The organism is Winogradskyella vidalii, assembly GCF_013403955.1.
GTDB lineage: Bacteria > Bacteroidota > Bacteroidia > Flavobacteriales > Flavobacteriaceae > Winogradskyella > Winogradskyella vidalii.
This window is the reverse complement of record NZ_JABFDG010000001.1, coordinates 805,186-823,330: the sequence shown is the minus strand read 5'-3', so window position 1 is coordinate 823,330 and position 18,145 is coordinate 805,186. Positions and strand designations below refer to the sequence as shown.

Below are 18,145 nucleotides of genomic sequence, written 5' to 3'. Positions count from 1 at the left end.
AAAATGCAAAACAATTCTTTATCTTTACTCACCAAATTTTAATTTAGATTTTGGTGTTACTGAACTTATAAATTAACTACATTAAAATATTATGTAATATTTATTTTGTAGGTTTGGACGTTTCGCTAATAATAAGACGCTTGCTTCGTGCGTTTATTAGCTGCAAAAATAGCATAAATTCAAACATGGCTAAAGTAAAATATTATTATGATTCTGAAACGCTTTCTTATCGTAAAATAAAGCGTAAGAAAACAACAACCTTAAAGTATGCAACCGTATTTTTAACTGCTGCAGCACTCTTTGGATTCCTCTCTTTCTTTATAATTAGTCAATATATTGAGTCGCCAAAAGAACGACAAATGGCAAGGGAGTTACAAAACATGGAGTTACAATTCGAGTTGATTAACAAACGTATGGATGATGCCGTTGCCGCTTTAGAGAATGTTGAAGAACGCGACAATGCCATTTATAGGCTTTATTTTGAAGCGAACCCCATACCAACCGAACAACGTAGAGCTGGATTTGGAGGTATTAATCGTTACAAAAAATATGAAGGGTTTGACAATTCTAAACTCATTGCAGAAAGTAACCAACGCATTGACATTTTAGAGAAAGCCATTGTAGTACAGTCAAAATCCTTAGATGAAATTGCAAAATTAGCTGAAGACAAAGAAAAATTTTTAGAAGCCATCCCAGCTATTCAACCTATTAGTAATGAAAACATGACACGTATGGCCTCTGGTTATGGTTACAGAACAGACCCATTTACTAAGGTCAGAAAATTCCATTTTGGTATGGACTTTACGGCACCTCGAGGCACCCCAATTTATGCTTCGGGTGACGGCGTTATTAAACGTGCAGATAGCCGATCTACAGGATATGGAAATCATATTAGAATCGATCACGGCTATGGCTATGTGTCATTATATGCCCATTTGTACAAATACAATGTAAAAGTGAATCAACGTGTAAAACGTGGCGATTTAATTGGTTTTGTAGGAAGTACAGGACGTTCGGAAGCACCACATTTACATTACGAAGTTTTTAAAGATGGTGAACGTATCAATCCAATAAATTTCTATTACGGTAATTTATCTGCTGAAGAATACGATATCTTGCTTAGAAAAGCATCATTAGAAAACCAATCTCTCGATTAAGATGCATATAGATTTACCAGAAAAACGATATTATGGTATTGGCGAAGTTGCCAAAGCCTTTAAGGTAAATGCTTCCTTAATTCGGTTTTGGGAAAAAGAATTTGATGTTTTAAAACCTAAGAAAAACGCCAAAGGCAACCGAAAATTTACACCCGAAGACATTAAGAATCTCAAATTTATTTACCACTTAGTAAAAGAACGAGGTTTTACTCTTGACGGTGCTAAAACACACCTTAAAGAAGAAAAAAAACAAGCTCTAGAGAAGTTTGAAATTATCAATAAGCTAGAGAGCATAAAAGCACAACTAACTAAAATTAAAACACAACTTTAAAACGAAACTATCATGAAAAAATGGTTAATTCCTGTTATAGTAATTGCAATTATTGCATTTGGAATCTATAGATGGGCCGTAGGCTTTAACAATACCGCTGTAACTTACGAAGCAGATGCTAAAACAGCCTGGTCTAATGTAGAAAGCTCTTATCAGAGACGAAATGACCTTATTGGCAACTTGGTAAATACCGTACAAGGTGCTGCAGATTTTGAAAGATCTACATTAACAGATGTCATTGAAGCAAGAGCAAAAGCAACTTCTACCAATATTGATGCGACTAATCTTACTGCTGAAAACATGGCACAATTTCAACAAGCACAAACAGGCTTAAGTGGTGCATTATCAAAATTATTAGTCTCAGTTGAACGTTACCCTGAACTAAAAGCCAATCAAAACTTTTTAGAACTTCAAAGTCAATTAGAAGGCACAGAAAATCGCATTAACATCGCTAGAGATCGTTTTAATGAGAAAGTGAATATATACGACATACACATTTCTAAATTTCCTGGAACCATATTAGCCGGATGGTTTGGTTTTGAAGATATGCCTAGATATAAATCTGATCCAGGTAGCGAAAATGCAACAGATGTTAATTTTGACTTTTAAACTGTACTAACCTATGCCAAACATTGAGCAGTTCTTGTCGCCAAAAGAAGAAGCCGAAATTGTTGAAGCTATTAGGATAGCAGAAGGCACGACCTCTGGTGAAATTCGCGTACACATAGAACAGCAATGCGATACGGATGTATATGAGCACGCCTTAGAAGTTTTTCATTTTTTAAAAATGGACAATACTATGCTACGCAATGGTGTCTTAATTTATGTTGCTGTAAATAATAAATCATTTGTAATTTTTGGCGATCAAGGTATTAATAATATTGTCGGTGCTGACTTCTGGAATTCTACCCGCGATAAAATTGCAGCACAATTTAAATCTGGCAATTTTAAACAAGGCTTAATCGAAGGTATTAAAGAGGCAGGAAAAGCTTTATCTCAACATTTTCCGTGGGATGAAGATGATAAAAACGAATTAGATAATACAATCTCAAAAGGGTAATGCAACAAAAAAAACAAATAGTGCTTAAAGCAATACTACTACTGCTTTTCGCAACGCCACTACTTGGATTTTCACAGTATGACATTCCTGAAAAACCAAAAAATCAAACCAGTGTTTACGACGATGATATTCAATTGTTATCGCCTGTAGAAAAAAATAATTTAGAGCAAAAACTTATACGATATTCAGACTCGACCTCTACACAAATTGTTGTCGCTATAATTAGCTCTACAAACGGCGAATACATTAATTATTTAGGTGCGCAATGGGGCGAAGCATGGGGTATTGGACAAGCCGATAAAGACAATGGAATTTTTATTCTTCTGGCTAGAGATGACCGAAAAATAAATATCAGTACCGGGCAAGGTACTGAACATCTGTTAACCGATGCTATGAGTAAACGCATCATAAACAATGATATTATTCCGTATTTTAAACGCAATGATTATTACGGCGGATTGAACCGTGCTACTGATGCTATATTTGAAGTAATGACTGGCGAATACAAAAGCTCAGGACAAACTGCAAGTGACGAATTCCCTGCGGGAGTAATTCTCTTTTTAGCGATTATATTTATCATCTTCGTTATTGCTATTTCTAAAAGTCGTGGTGGCGGAAGTGGTGGTAACAGAGGTAATCGTTCTGGAACTGGTGGCCTTCTTGAAGCTATTATATTAAGCAATATGGGACGTGGCAGTTACTCCAAAGGCTCATCTGGTGGATTTGGAGGTTTTGGCGGCAGCTCTGGCGGAGGTAGTTTTGGTGGCGGAGGCTTTGGTGGCGGTTTCGGCGGCGGAAGCTTTGGCGGTGGAGGCGCTTCTGGTGGCTGGTAGTTTTTAGTCTACAGTCACCGTTTTCAGTCGCATTTACTTAGTATTTTTTTAATGATTTAATCCTTTTAATTATGCGATTGAAACTTTTATTTTCTACGCTTTTATTTTTAGTATTACTTTCAAATTGTAAAGGTAAACAATCAGAAAGCCTAACAACATCTCACATTCCTAAAAACACATCACAACATGTCGTGGTGGATTTGGCAAATTTATTTTCGGATACTGAAAATGATGCTTTAACTGAAAAAATTATTCAATATGAGAAAACGTCCACCAACCAAATGGCTGTTCTCACTATAGATACTCTACCTCAGCAGACTACAATTCAACATTTCGGAACTGATGTTGCTAATTCTTGGGGAGTTGGCACAAGAGAAAAAGACAACGGTTTACTCATCACCATTTCTAAATCTGACAGAAAAATGGTCATTTCTACAGGCGAGGGAACAGCACAAACTATTTCAGATAGTGACTGTAAAGCTATTATTGATCAACTTATGGTTCCGCAATTTAAAATCAAAAATTATTATAAAGGCGTCGATAAAGCGATTGATTCTCTAATTCAACTTTGGGATTAATCCATAAAGAAAACTTCATTACCTCCTGTTTCCCCTTTACTTCCTAAGCTGTTAAATTTATAGCTTAAACTGAGCATAAAATAGCGTCGTAGAACAGTACTTTGTCGATCTTCTATATAATCTTGTGTTGCAATACGTCTGGCGTTGGTATTTTGGTTTAACAAATCGTACACTTTTAATGTTACAATAGCCTTATCCTTAAACATACTATACGCTAAAGTTGAATTCCAAAACCAAGCACTTTTCTGAAAACCATCTGCGACATTAGGATTGTAATTGAAGTTAATATCATTTCGCCACTCAAAGTTTTTAGGCAAAAAAGTAGCTGTTTTAACACCTGCATTATGACTTGTAAATTGACGGTCTTCAAATGCCTCAATATCATAAGCCGTATTAGTGTAACTTAGCTGATAGTAAGGTTTAAATTCTAAAACGTTATCCCAAATAAAATCAACACCTAATCTTGGTGAAATTCTATCGGATTTACTTGCGTATTTAACATCATTATTAAAATTTATATTTTCTGATATGTTATAATTTGCTCGCAATTTTAATTTAATAGTTCTTAACGTATCAACTTTAAAATCTTTACTATAATTCACCCAAGAACCAATATTATAATTACCATCAACATTGACATAAGTCGTAGTTCGCTTAAGCGTTTCTTCATCTACAGTCGTTTTAGACACCACTTGATTATCTGTAATACTAGCATTAACGCCAAGATAAAAGCCTGTACGCTTTTGCCAATCAAACCCATTAAACCCAAGATAAAGACCATGGTTGTTAGACGGTTCTAAATCAGGATTACCAATGATGGTTTGAAGCGGATTTGACACATCTTCGTAGGCTTGCAATTGTCGCAATCCTGGCGGCTGATTTTCTAACCAATAATTAACATAGATAGAAGACTTTGGGCTAAACTTATAGCTTATATAAGAATTTGCTTCTATATTGTCAAAGTTGCGCTCTACATTAAATTGTGGCCGTAATAAATCTTGATTTTTTAAAGTTCTAATATTATAACCTAAATCGAAACTTCCAGATAATTTTTCACCCCTATATGACAATCCTGCAGATGGAATACTTCTGTAATCTGTATATTGAAAGTCCGTACTTAAATCCGTATTAAAATCTGTAAAATCTTGTGTTGCATTATTAAAATCAAAAGTACTCGCTCTATTATTATCTTTATCTCTAGCATACTCATAATCAAAATTTAAAAAGAATTTTTTAGTTATGATAGGTAATCTGTAGGATAATTTTGCAGAAATACCATAACCATTATTCTCACCATCTGTAAACTGATTTCTATCTATAATTTCTGCATTGCTACCAAAAACCTCTGTATTTGATTCTAAAAAGTCATCACTTTCTTGTTGATCGACACGTGTTTCTAACTCGGCCTTAATAAAGGCACCTCGACTACCCAATCGTTTAGTTACAGAGATGTCATTTGAAAAACGTCTAACCTCACGCTCTACATTTGAATTAACATTAGATTGATTGGTTAACAGCATAGCTTCATCTAAGGTTTCTTCGTTACTGTTAAAACGTGTTCTAGATTTAGTATAACCAAAAGAAGGCTCTATATTAATTTGAAAGGTAGAATCTGTTTCAATTTCGAATTCTAAATTAAAGGAATGATTATCCGTATCATTAAGTGATCTCGAATTTGAATTGGTAAAGTATCGTGAATCGGATAAAATAGTTTCACGTTCAGATGACGATTCATTTTCAGAATTACTAGAGGAGAAAAAATAATCTGCTGATACATCGGTTTTTTCTCCTATAACATCAGCATAGTTAACACCCGCATTTTGTGAAGTAGTAATACCTTCACCACCTCCAAACGAACGACCATCTATAGTAAAAGAGCCGTTGCTATTAAACATGACGCTTCCTCCCCTACCAAACATTTTTGAAATTTCACCAAAACTAAAGCCTGGCGAATTGGTATTATTTCCTCCTGCAAGTACACTTATTCTTCTGTCATTATCAAAGAGATTTACCATACCTGCAAATTCATAGCGCTCATCGGTTCCTGCGCCTGCGGACACACGCCCAAAAACACCTTTATTATTTTCTTCTTTAATAGTAAGGTTAATCGTTTTGTTTTCTTTATCACCTTCTTCACCTGTAAAAGCTTCCGATTTGGTTTTGGTATCAACAACCTGAATTTTTTCAATAATATCTTTGGTCAGGTTTTTAGTTGTTATTGTAGGATCATCACCAAAAAAAGGTTTCCCGTTTACCAAAATTTTATTTACGGGTTTTCCATTTACGGTTATACCGCCTTCTTCATCAACTTCTACACCTGGTAATTGTTTCAACAAGTCTTCAACATTAGCATCTTTTTTCGTCTTAAATGATTTAACGTTAAACTCTAAAGTATCTTTTTTAATTGTTATTGGTGCCGTAGACTTTATTACAACTTCACCTAACTGATTATCTAAAGGCATCTCTATAGTGCCTAAATCAATCTTTTCTTTATCTATTGCTATTTCTTTAAAATATGATTTATAACCTACATATGACACGTAGAAATTTAAACTTTTATCATACGTAGTATTTTCAATTTTAAATTTCCCATCCCTGTCAGTGATTGTATAAGTCACTACCGAACTATCTTTTACACGTTCTAAATAAACGGTAGCGGACTCTAAGGGAAGCTGGGTATCTACAGCTTTTAATGTGCCTGTAAGTTCAAATGATTTTTGTTGAGAAAATGAATGTAATGCAAATAGAAGTACAAAAACTAGAGTTAGTTTTTTCATGATGATTGATTTGATTGATGAATAGCCGCAATTGAAACGCAAGAAAGCTAGAATTAGTATTAATTTTGTTAATATTTTTATAAAACTATCGTTTTAAAGTAAAATGACCTTTATAAACTCTGCCATCTACTAACTCTGCAACAAACCAATAATCATCCGTTGGTAAACGTTTTCCATTATGAGTTCCATCCCAATAGGGTTGATTAGAATTTAATACAGCAACTAATTTCCCATAACGATTATAAATTTTAACATCAACGCTAGTCTCGAGTCCCGAAATGCCACTTAATTGCCAAGTTTCATTTACCGTATCGCCATTAGGTGTAAAGTACTTTGGAAAACCTAAAACAGAAATAGGACTTAACACAGTACCACAATCTGCTTTAATATCTTTTACATAGACCTTATGAGTTCCGGCAGGAACATTTTCAAACATATTTGATTCTTGATACAGACCATTTATATCATTTAAAGCAAATACATAATCGCCATCTCCAGATACCAATACAGAAATGGTATTGTTATCTGTTAAGTCAGTAACAGTAATAGTTTCAATAAATGCGGTATCTGAAGGTAAAACAGTTATTGTTCGCTCATTAGTACAGCCATTGGGTATTGTGACTTGTACAGAATATGTTCCTAGTTCATTGACTTCAATAGTCATTGTGGTTTCACCTGTAGACCAATTATAGGAATAGTTATTGGGTAGGTCATCTATAATTCCACCATCTAAAGTTAAGGCATCAGGAAAACTATTTAAGCAATAATAAATAGTTTCATCAGGAAGCAGATACGGTAATGGTTCTACATTTAGATTCACTTCTGCAATACTATAGCAACTCCCATTTTGCTCCAATCTGGCATAAATAGTTTGACTATAAGCTGCTGTATTTGTAAAACTGGAATTCAATTGGTTTTCTTGAAGTAAGGCATCATTATAAGTTTCAAAAAAACCTAAAATAATTACGTTGGACATGTTTGAATCTAAAATTTGAGCTTCAGCCATAGCCAAATCAAAACTTACAAAACCAGTTTCTTCTAAATTATCACATACGCTTAAAGAAGCATTATTAGATGGATTAGTATTTACTGTTAATAGAATCTCGGCAATGGCACTACAATTTGTTTCAATATTTAAGACCTCAGCATATATAAGTTGATTGTTGTACAAATTGGTATAATCATCATCATTTATAAGAATTGATAAATCTTCCGTTTCAAAAAAATTAACTTCTAAATTACTTAAACTACCATTTACAATGACCTCTGCGTAAGCTGCAAGGTTAAAATTAGACTGCCCATCAATGAGGTCATCTTCACATTGATTTATCGTAATGTTATTGATATTAGGCTTTGGGTTTATAGTTACTACCAAAGGATACCTCGTCATAGTTACAGAGCAGTTTGGCACAACAGCCTCTAGCCAATAGGTCGTTGTGTTACTAATAGTGACATCGTAATTTAATCCGTTATGAATAGGTATTAAAGATGTAGCCGTATCAAACCACAAAACATTAGGCGTTGAAGCTTCTACAGTTAGTGTAAAAGTGTTTGTACCACAAACGGTAATATCATTAGTTAAAACACGTGGCATTATAAGCGTGCTGCTTGCTGAGAGATTAATTTCGGGTTCATTAGGCATTCCACCAAACTCAACAATATAGCCTTTGGGGTGATAATCATCGAGTGGATCAATAGCACCTGTAACAGACAAATCATTCCAAGATCCTAAAACACCAATTCCTGGTGCTGTTATATGTGCATAATCTTCATTACCTAAATTGTTAGGTTCGGCAGTATTCCAAAAAGAGAATTCATTATTTGGTGCGCTTCCATTAACGTTACCTTGCCAAAATACGGTTCCTGCTTCTGGGCCTGTCATCCATTGCCAAGTACCTTCAATTTCTGTATCTGAAGCACCTATCCATCCTGTGCCAGCACTTTGTTCACCTGCCAATTGCGATTCCTCTTCAGAGGTTAAGGTTGCTAAATAGCCTTGTAAGCCAAAATAAGTTTGCGCTTCAGCTGCATCTCGTGCTTCTGTCCAAGTAATTCCGGCATCGGCTACGTAAAAATAATAATGTCCTGTACTAGGCAAATAATTAGCATCACCTAAATTGATAGAAAATTGCCTGTCTTGATTAAAGAGCGTGGCAGTTGTTTGAAAGACTACATTTTGAATCGCTGTTTCAAAGGCAGTAAACGTTGCAGGTCCTGTTAGGGTTAAAAGTCCTTCAGAAGGATTCCAACTCGACGTTACATTAGGATGTGTACCTTGTAATAATAACGAATCTGCTCCGTTTTGATATCCTTCTGCTATTTGCACAAAAACCTCAGACAACATGCTGTCTTCAGAATTTGGGTCGGTTATCAAAACGGAAGTCACTATTGGCATAGAGGTTTCTGGACAATAAACCTGTAGGCCAGTAACGTTTATTTCTGGAGGAAGATCTTGACAAAAACCACATGAATGACATAAGCATAACAGGTAAAAAATATACTTAATTTCATTCATATAAACAGAGCAAATAGATTATTTTTTTCTCATATAGACACTTACCGGGACCCCATTAAAGTCAAATTCATCACGTAGTTTATTCTCTAAAAAACGCATATAAGGCTCCTTAACATATTGCGGTAAATTACAGAAAAAAGCAAATTGTGGCTGCGGTGTTGGCAACTGCATAATATATTTTATTTTCACAAACTTGCCTTTATAGGCTGGAGGTGGCTGATGATCAATAATAGGTAATAAAGTCTCATTAAGCACACTAGTCTTAATACGTTTGGTTCTGTTTTTATAAACCTCAACAGCTGTTTCAATAGCTTTAAAAATTCGTTGCTTATTTAATACTGAAATAAATACAATAGGCACATCTGTAAAAGGCGCCATCTCTCTTCTGATATGTTGTTCAAATTCTCTGGCAGTTTTGGTATCTTTCTCTACCAAATCCCATTTATTAACAAGAATCACAATGCCTTTTCTATTGCGTTCTGCTAACCAAAATATGTTTTGCACTTGGCCATCAAAACCACGTGTTGCATCTAAGACTAATAAACAAACATCACAATGCTCTATAGCTCTTACACTTCGCATTACGGAATAAAATTCTAAATCTTCTTTTACTTTAGATTTACGGCGAATCCCTGCTGTATCTACTAAATTAAATTCGAAACCAAAACGGTTATATTTAGTATCAATAGAATCTCGCGTTGTACCAGCAATGTCTGTAACGATGTAACGTTCTTCGCCAATTAACGCGTTTATAAATGATGATTTACCAGCATTTGGTCTTCCTACAACGGCAAAACGCGGTAATTCTTCTTCGTCAATCTCTTCTTTTTCTGGTAATGCCTCAACAACAGCATCTAATAAATCGCCTGTTCCACTACCATTTATACTTGCAATTGTAAAATACTCACCTAAACCTAGCGAATAGAACTCCACAGCATCTTCAGCGCGTTTATTATTATCAACTTTATTGACGACTAAAAAAACAGGCTTATCAACTTTTCGCAATAAATTGGCCACGTCCTCATCCATTCCTGTAACACCCGTTTCTACATCAACCATAAAAATAATAGCATCTGCTTCTTCTATTGCTAACTCTACCTGTTTATCAATTTCGGCTTCAAAAACATCATCACTACCAACAACGTAACCTCCAGTATCAATTAACGAAAACTCCATACCATTCCAGTCCGTTTTCCCATAATGACGATCCCTAGTAACACCACTAACGGCATCAACAATAGCTTCACGCCTTTTGATTAAACGGTTAAAAAATGTCGACTTCCCTACATTCGGACGACCTACTACAGCGACTATATTGCTCATTTAATTTTATTTAAGGCTACAAAGATAGTACATAGTTACTAGTTATGACTTACGATCGATAACTTTTCATTCTTTATTAAAAAAATTCAATCCCACACTATACAAACCTAGAATATCACCACAAAAATTTTGTTAACATCCTGTTGATAACAAGTATTATTTTAAAGCATCATGCCTATATTTTTAGTACTTTTATTGTTTGTATAAGCAAATACTTTTTTTTGCATTTTTAGTAAGTCGGTATCAACCATAATCATTTAAGAACCAACCCCTTTCTTAAAGGCTTATTTTTAATGTAAAAAAATAAATAAACTACAACTACCTAATTCGTATGCAGGTTGTTACAATTAAACATTAGAAAGAGAATGGGGAAATATTTTACGCTTGTCATAGTTTTGGTATTAAGCTCTAAATTTATGTGGGCTCAAGAAAACTATATTAACCATACCATCCAAAAAGGTGAAAATGTTTATCGGATTTCTAAAAAATATGACGTTAGTGTAAATGCTATTTATGAGCTTAACCCAGGATCACAAAACGTTATTTACCCTGGTCGAACTTTAAAAATCCCTAACGCAAATAAAACTGCCATATTAAAGGATACCCAAGTTTCTAATTATCAAGTAAAACGTGGTGAAACTAAATATAGTCTCGCTAAACGTTTTGGAGTTAGCATTGTCCAATTAGAGCAACAAAATCCACATATTATAAAAATGCTTCAAGTGGGTCATATTATCAACGTTGACAAAAGCCTAAAAGAAGGAGAGCATGTTGTAGCTAAAGGCGAAACACTTTCTGAAATTGCAAAAAACAATGGAATAAGTGTAGAACAATTAGTAGCGGCAAACTCAGAGCTTACTACAGGTGTTTCAGAAACAGGTCAAATTATTACCATTCCTGAAAAGAAATCTGAAGTCTCAACCAGTGGTGAGTATATCGTAAAACAAGGAGACACAAAATTCATACTCTCCAAACGTTTTAATATGAGTATCACAGCGCTAGAAAATAAAAATCCACATATTGTTAAAATGCTCCGGATTGGTCAAAAACTTCAAGTAAATACAGTTACAGACAAAAAAGAGCCTAAAATAGAAACCAGACCAGATTCTAATAACACGGCTGTAACAGAAGACGATAGCGCTACTTTATCTTCTGAGAATGAAAACAACGCAACCGTACAAGATGAGCTTCAACAAGAAGACCTTAGTAAACAAGAAAAATTAGAAAAAGAAGAAGAAGAAGAAGAAGAAGAAGAAGAGATAAAAGTTGAAAAAGCTAATCAAGAAGATTTAGAAAAGGAAGAAAATCCTTCACCTCTTGCAGGTAACTATATCAACTATACCATTAAAGACAAGGAAACGCTTTATAGTTTAGCGAAAAAAGCAGATATGACGATTGATGAATTTACAGCTTTAAACCCTAAACTGCTAACTTCGGTCAATAAAGGCAATGTTATAAAAATGCCAAAAAGCGTCATTGAAACTTCTGACAGCGCAACAAACAATAAAAACACTACTCAAAACACAGAAGTTACTAGTAATACTGTTAAAAACACAACACCAAAAGTAGACAACAACAAAAATAGAAATTTACTAGATAATTTAGTTACAAATACCAGTAGCGGGATATACTTTTATTCACCATTCTCTAGCGATGAACTCAGTTCACCAGAAGAACGAAAAAAAATGCTGGCAATTAATAGTGAATTTCAAAAATATATAGAGTTTTTCCAAGGTGCTCAGATTGCCATAGATTCAGCTAAAGCTTTAAATTTAGACTTCGATGTCACCTTAATTAAAACGAACATTGCAAAAACCCAATTAGATATTGAGAGTCCACATAAGAAAAACGCTATTCTTGTTCCTTTCTTTGATGGTGCTTCTGCCTATCCTAGCATAATATCAAATGAAAAAATATCACTAATTGATATTGAGTCTAACATGACGTCAATTGATAGTATCACAATCTACAAATCTATTCCAGATAGTCAACTTCAGAAGACTAAAACACTAGCTTATTTAGCAAAACAAAATGGACAAGTAATAGTTTTAAGCGACAATGAAGAAGCAGAAAATAAAGATTTAATTTTAAACACATTCCCTGACGCTAAATTTTTAAAAGTTGATAACTCCGGATTTTCCGAATCAGATGCTTTAGAAAATGCCCTTATTAAAGACCAAGTTAACTATGTCATATTCGATAGTGACAAAACAATTGTGTTTCTTAATTCAACAACTGCTCTAATGAGTAAACTAGCCAATTATCAAATTCAATTGGTGATGCTAGAATCTTCATTGTTACCAAATCAAAGCCAAGTTTCAGACATGAGGTACCGCATATTAAAACTCATATTCCCTACAGTAACAGACCGTAAAAACAAAAGCGGCATCAACAATTTTGAAACTAATTACGAAACAATTTTTGAAGTTGAACCAACCCGAAATGCGGCATTGGGCTTCGATGTAACTCTAGATATTATTTTAAGGCTTTCTCAGAATACGTCTTTAGAAGAGACCATAAACACCATAGATTCTGAGCAACCACACCTGAGATTTAAATACAAAAAAACAGAGGATAATAATTACATAAATACAGGGATTTATTTAATGCAATATAATTCTGATGAAGGTATGATTATACTTGATTAAGAAGCTTAAATAACGAAATAAAAAAAAACTATAAAACTGCCCTATTTTAATTTTGCTAACTAAGTGCTATTTATATATATTTGTTATTCCCTTGATCTTACAATTTAGCAAGAAAACAGTTTTATTTTGAACTTGCTGTTCTTATCCATGGCATCGATTTCAACAAAAGTTATTATTTTAAATTTTTTTAATGAAAGCCAAACCGCACTGTTTTAGAAGTTATCCTTTATGTATAGCATTTCTTATTTTATCAATTACCGCTACCTTTACTTCTGTTAATGCGCAATGTCCTACAGTAACTGAAAGTACACAGACATTCTGTGATGTTCAATCTGTTTTAGTTGGCGATTTAGAAGCCATAGATAATGGCGGTGGTATTGTTTGGTATGATACACCTACCTCAACGACACCTTTATCCAATTCTGACGGCTTAATAAATGGTGAAGATTATTATGCAGATGATAGTTCGGGAACATGTGGCACAAGAGCCCGTGTTGATATTATCATTTATGGTCCTCCAATTGGTAGTAATTTTCAAGGAATTTGTATAGACGATGCTTCCCAAGCTACAGTGGCTTACTTAGGTGCTACAGGAAATGATGTGCAGTGGTATTTATCACCTTTTGGAGGCACTCCTCTAAATCCTACAGACATTTTAATGGATAACACGCTTTACTATGCTGATCAAGCAAGTCCTGACGGAAGCTGTAGAACATCTCGATTATCAGTATTAGTTAATGTCGGTTATACTCCTATGCCTGTTGGAGACAGCATTCAATATTTTTGTAATTCAGAAGCCTCTACACCTACTGTTGGCGACTTACAAGCAACAGGGGACAACAATTGGTACATCTCATTATTTTCAGCATTTCCTTTACCCGAAAACACCCCTTTAATTGATGGCCAAATGTATTATGGAACCACTGTAGATCCGCCATGTGAAAGCTCTGCTCGACTTATGGTTATGGCCGTTTTAGATGTTGGACCAAATGCTGGTGAAGATGGGACTCTAGAAATTTGTGACAATAATCTAAATTCTACAGTCGATTTGTTTTCATCTCTTGAAGGCTCCCCTGAAACAGGAGGAACTTGGTCGCCTGCATTAAATAGTGGCACAGGAGTTTTTGACCCTCTAATAGATTCCGTAGGTGAATATACTTATACTGTAAACTCTAACAATACTTGTCCTGATGAATCGGCAACAGTAACCGTTTCTATAATTCCAGAGCCAAATCCTGGTACAAACGAAACTATAGATTTATGTAGCAATAATGCTCCTGTAGATTTATTTAGTAGTCTTGGAGGTAATCCTGAACCAGGTGGAACATGGTCACCTGCATTAGCAAGTGGAACCGGGGTTTTCGACCCCGCAATTGATAGCCCAGGCATCTATACTTATACACTAAGTGCTACAGCACCTTGTATTGATGTTTCGTCAGAAGTTACTGTTTCTGTAACAACCTTTAATGATGCTGGTGAAGATGGAACAGTTGAAATATGCGACAATATAGGAACTATAAATTTATTTGACAGCCTTGGCGGCACTCCTAGTCCTGGCGGAACTTGGTCACCGGCTCTAGCAAGCGGAACTGGCGTTTTTAATCCCCTACTTGATGCTGCTGGGGATTATACATATTCATTTTCAGGAAGCGGAACTTGCCCAGAAGTCTCAGCAATTGTTACTGTGGCTGTCACGCCATTACCAATTGCGGGCTCCGATGGTACACTTACTATTTGTAGTAATGACTTAACCCCTGTAGACTTATTCAATAGTCTTGGGGGCACGCCAGAAACTGGAGGGACTTGGTCACCAGAATTAAGCAGTGGAACTGGCGTTTTTGACCCTTCTGTCGATACCGCTGGCACCTATACCTACACTTTAACAGGCACACCGCCTTGTACTGATGTTTCCTCAGATGTTACAGTAATCATTATACCAGAACCGGATGCCGGTATAGACGCTGTTGTAAATATTTGTGATAGTGACGGCAATATAAATTTATTTGACACACTCGGAGGTACACCTGAAACTGGTGGTACATGGACACCAACACTTGCGAGCGGTACAAATATTTTTGACCCTTTAGTTGATGCCGTTGGCACTTACACATATACCGTACCTGGCACTAGTCCTTGTGCAGATGCAACTGCCACCGTCACTATTTCTATAACACCATTTCAAAGTGCTGGTACAGATGGCGCAATAACACTTTGTAGTAATGACAGCTCGATAAACCTTTTTGATAGTCTAGGAGGTACACCTGAAACTGGGGGTACATGGACACCAACACTTACAAGTGGCACAGGAATTTTTGACCCTTCAGTTGACCTTGCTGGTACTTACACTTACACAGTATCTAATTCAGGATCATGTTTAGATGATTCAGCAAACGTTGAAGTAAGTATAGAAACAGCCCCTAATGCAGGTGGAGATGCTGCCGTAAATAGTTGTGCTATTGATGGTACAATTGATTTGTTTGATAACTTAGCTGGAACTCCAGATATTGGTGGAACGTGGTCACCTGCTTTAGCAAGTGGTACTGGGGTTTTTGATCCCTTAGTAGACACAGAAGGTACTTATACTTATACCGTTTCAGGCACGAGTCCTTGTGTAGACGCAACTGCAACAATTACAGTCTCTATTTCTACATCACAAGATGCCGGTACGGATGGTTCCGTTACAGTTTGTACTGATGAGGGAACAATTGACCTTTTTAATAGCCTTGGGGGTTCACCTGACACAGGTGGGGTTTGGACGCCAACACTGGCTAGTGGTACAGGAATTTTTGACCCATTATTAGATACAGCTGACACCTATACTTATACAATCCCCGGAACTGGTTCTTGTGCTGATAGCTCAGCAAACGTTGAAGTAACCATAGAAAATGTTGCTGATGCTGGTGATGATGGAACTCTAGATTTGTGTAGCTTAACAAGTTCAAGCGATTTATTTAATAGTCTTAGTGGCACACCACAAGCAGGCGGAACTTGGTCACCTGCCTTAGCTAGTGGCACTGGCGTTTTTGATGCTAGTATTGACCCTCAAGGTGTTTACACCTATACCATAAATTCTGCGGCATGCGGAAATAGCTCTGCAACAGTAACAGTTACTGTAATTGACGCTAACAGTGCTGGAAGCAATGGTTTTGTTGAATTCTGCCCTAACGATATCGCCGTTGTAGATTTATTTACCAACTTAGGTGGTGCTCCAGATACTGGTGGAACTTGGTCGCCTGCACTTTCTAGTGGAACTGGAGTATTTGACCCGACTATTGATTCTGAAGGCATATATACGTACACCGTTTCTAACACAGCAACAACCTGTCCTGATGATACAGCAACAGTTACCGTATCATTTATAGAAAACCCAGATGCAGGAACCGACGGTACACTAACCTTATGTAATGCTACTGATACCGTTGATTTATTTAGTGGACTTACTGGTACTCCAGATACTGGTGGTACTTGGACGCCTACACTTTCTACTGGAACTGGAATATTTGACCCAACTATTGATCCTGAAGGCATATATACGTACACTTTAACCAATGCATGTGGAACTGACACTTCAACAGTTACTGTTTCTATAGCAGCTCCAATTAATGCAGGAACAGATGGCACAATTGAATTTTGTAGTAATGATAGCCCTCTAGATTTATTTGATAGTTTAGGTGGTACTCCAGACACTAATGGAATATGGACACCAGCTCTTACAAGTGGAACTGGCGTTTTTGACCCTACAATTGACGCTGCCGGAACCTATACTTATACGGTTTCTAGTAACACAGATACTTGTCCTGATGTTAGCGCTTCTGTTGTTGTATCTATTATTGGATTACCCAATGCCGGAGAAGATGGTATCCTTAATTTATGTACTGATGAAATTAATCCCGTAGATTTATTTGACCAACTAGGTGGTTCTCCAGAAACAAATGGAACTTGGTCACCAGCACTTGTAAGTGGTACAGGAATATTTGACCCAACGGTTGACGCTGCAGGTGATTATACTTATACAGTGAGTTCAGACGAATGTAATTTAACAGATGCAGCTACTATAACCGTTAATATTGTGGATTACCCGGATGCTACAGGGTTGACACTTACAGATGATAACATTTGTATAAACCACGATGCTATTATTAATATTTTAGGAGCTAATCAATTAGCCGATGGAAATTACAACATTGTTTATGGGTTAAGTGAAGCTAATATATCTACAAATACAATTGAGATTTCTATTGTTTCAGGAGAAGCTTCGTTTATTATCCCACAAAGTTTAATACCAAATACAGGAACAACAATAGTAACATTAATGCAAATTTTTATTTCTGGACAAAATTGTTATACAGACACACAATTTGTAGAACCTGTTAAAATTTATGTTACTGAAACACCAACACCACAAATTATTTCCGATGGCACTGAGTTTTGTATCAATGACAATGCTACTATAAATGACTTAACAAGTAATATTATTGACACAGAAACAATTCTATGGTACGACCAAGCAATAGATGGTAACACCTATTCGGGCTCAGAATTACTTTTAGATAATGAAACTTATTACGCTAGTATTTTATCTCAATTTGGATGTGAAAGTCCTATAAGACTTCAAGTTACTGTTAGCCTTATAGATTGTATAGGTGAACTTTTAATACCAGATGGGTTTTCACCTAATGATGATGGTATTAATGATGTATTCGATATATTATTTTTAGAAGATCTTTATCCAAATTTTAAACTAAGCATCTATAATAGATATGGTAATATCCTTTATGAAGGCAATATAAATTCACCTAAATGGGATGGAACAGGTAAAAACAATGATGAAGTACTACCCGCTGGTGTCTATTTTTACATCTTAGAATTTAATGATGGTGAACGTGAACCAAAGCAAGGAAGAGTCTATTTAAATAGATAAGT

Annotated in this window: 11 protein-coding genes; 8 read left to right on the top strand and 3 right to left on the bottom strand. The window is 35.6% G+C overall.

Features of this window, described 5'->3' with window-relative positions:
• Positions 1–185: 185 nt before the first annotated feature.
• The 6 genes from HM982_RS03320 (at position 186) to HM982_RS03295 (ending at position 3,959) form a co-directional block, all read left to right on the top strand.
• Positions 186–1,157: a M23 family metallopeptidase gene (locus HM982_RS03320; protein WP_179351696.1), complete on the top strand. Its 972-nt coding sequence runs from the start codon at positions 186–188 to the stop codon at positions 1,155–1,157.
• Between the two features lies 1 nt (position 1,158).
• Entirely contained in the window at positions 1,159–1,488 is a 330-nt protein-coding gene (locus HM982_RS03315; RefSeq protein ID WP_179351695.1) for a MerR family transcriptional regulator, read from the top strand.
• Between the two features lie 12 nt (positions 1,489–1,500).
• On the top strand, positions 1,501–2,097 hold the full coding sequence (locus HM982_RS03310; protein ID WP_179351694.1) for a LemA family protein: 597 nt from the start codon (positions 1,501–1,503) through the stop codon (positions 2,095–2,097).
• A gap of 13 nt (positions 2,098–2,110) precedes the next feature.
• Positions 2,111–2,548 (top strand): TPM domain-containing protein, encoded by a 438-nt coding sequence (locus tag HM982_RS03305; protein WP_179351693.1) that lies wholly within the window; start codon positions 2,111–2,113, stop codon positions 2,546–2,548.
• Complete coding sequence (locus tag HM982_RS03300; RefSeq protein ID WP_179351692.1) at positions 2,548–3,381, top strand: TPM domain-containing protein; 834 nt, start codon at positions 2,548–2,550, stop codon at positions 3,379–3,381. The genes HM982_RS03305 and HM982_RS03300 overlap by 1 nt, the downstream gene beginning before the upstream one ends.
• Positions 3,382–3,452: 71 nt before the next feature.
• Positions 3,453–3,959, top strand: a complete 507-nt coding sequence (locus tag HM982_RS03295) for a TPM domain-containing protein (RefSeq protein ID WP_179351691.1) — start codon at positions 3,453–3,455, stop codon at positions 3,957–3,959.
• On the opposite strand, the gene HM982_RS03290 is transcribed toward HM982_RS03295, so the two are convergent.
• The 3 genes from HM982_RS03290 to der all read right to left on the bottom strand — a co-directional run bounded on the left by HM982_RS03290 (position 3,956) and on the right by der (position 10,574).
• Positions 3,956–6,736 carry an outer membrane beta-barrel protein gene (locus HM982_RS03290; protein WP_179351690.1) on the bottom strand — a complete coding sequence of 927 codons (2,781 nt, stop codon included), beginning with the start codon at positions 6,734–6,736 and terminating at the stop codon, positions 3,956–3,958. The genes HM982_RS03295 and HM982_RS03290 overlap by 4 nt on opposite strands.
• Before the next feature lie 85 nt (positions 6,737–6,821).
• Entirely contained in the window at positions 6,822–9,131 is a 2,310-nt protein-coding gene (locus tag HM982_RS03285) for a T9SS type B sorting domain-containing protein (protein ID WP_179351689.1), read from the bottom strand.
• 138 nt (positions 9,132–9,269) lie between these two features.
• Complete coding sequence (gene der, locus HM982_RS03280) at positions 9,270–10,574, bottom strand: ribosome biogenesis GTPase Der (RefSeq protein WP_179351688.1); 1,305 nt, start codon at positions 10,572–10,574, stop codon at positions 9,270–9,272.
• A 365-nt stretch (positions 10,575–10,939) separates the two neighbouring features.
• Between der and HM982_RS03275 the strand changes: the two genes are divergently transcribed.
• Both HM982_RS03275 and HM982_RS03270 read left to right on the top strand, forming a co-directional pair.
• A complete protein-coding gene (locus HM982_RS03275; protein ID WP_179351687.1) occupies positions 10,940–13,222 on the top strand; it encodes a muramidase family protein in 2,283 nt (760 codons plus the stop codon).
• A gap of 190 nt (positions 13,223–13,412) precedes the next feature.
• Positions 13,413–18,143 (top strand): gliding motility-associated C-terminal domain-containing protein, encoded by a 4,731-nt coding sequence (locus HM982_RS03270; RefSeq protein WP_179351686.1) that lies wholly within the window; start codon positions 13,413–13,415, stop codon positions 18,141–18,143.
• The last annotated feature ends 2 nt before the right edge of the window (positions 18,144–18,145 follow it).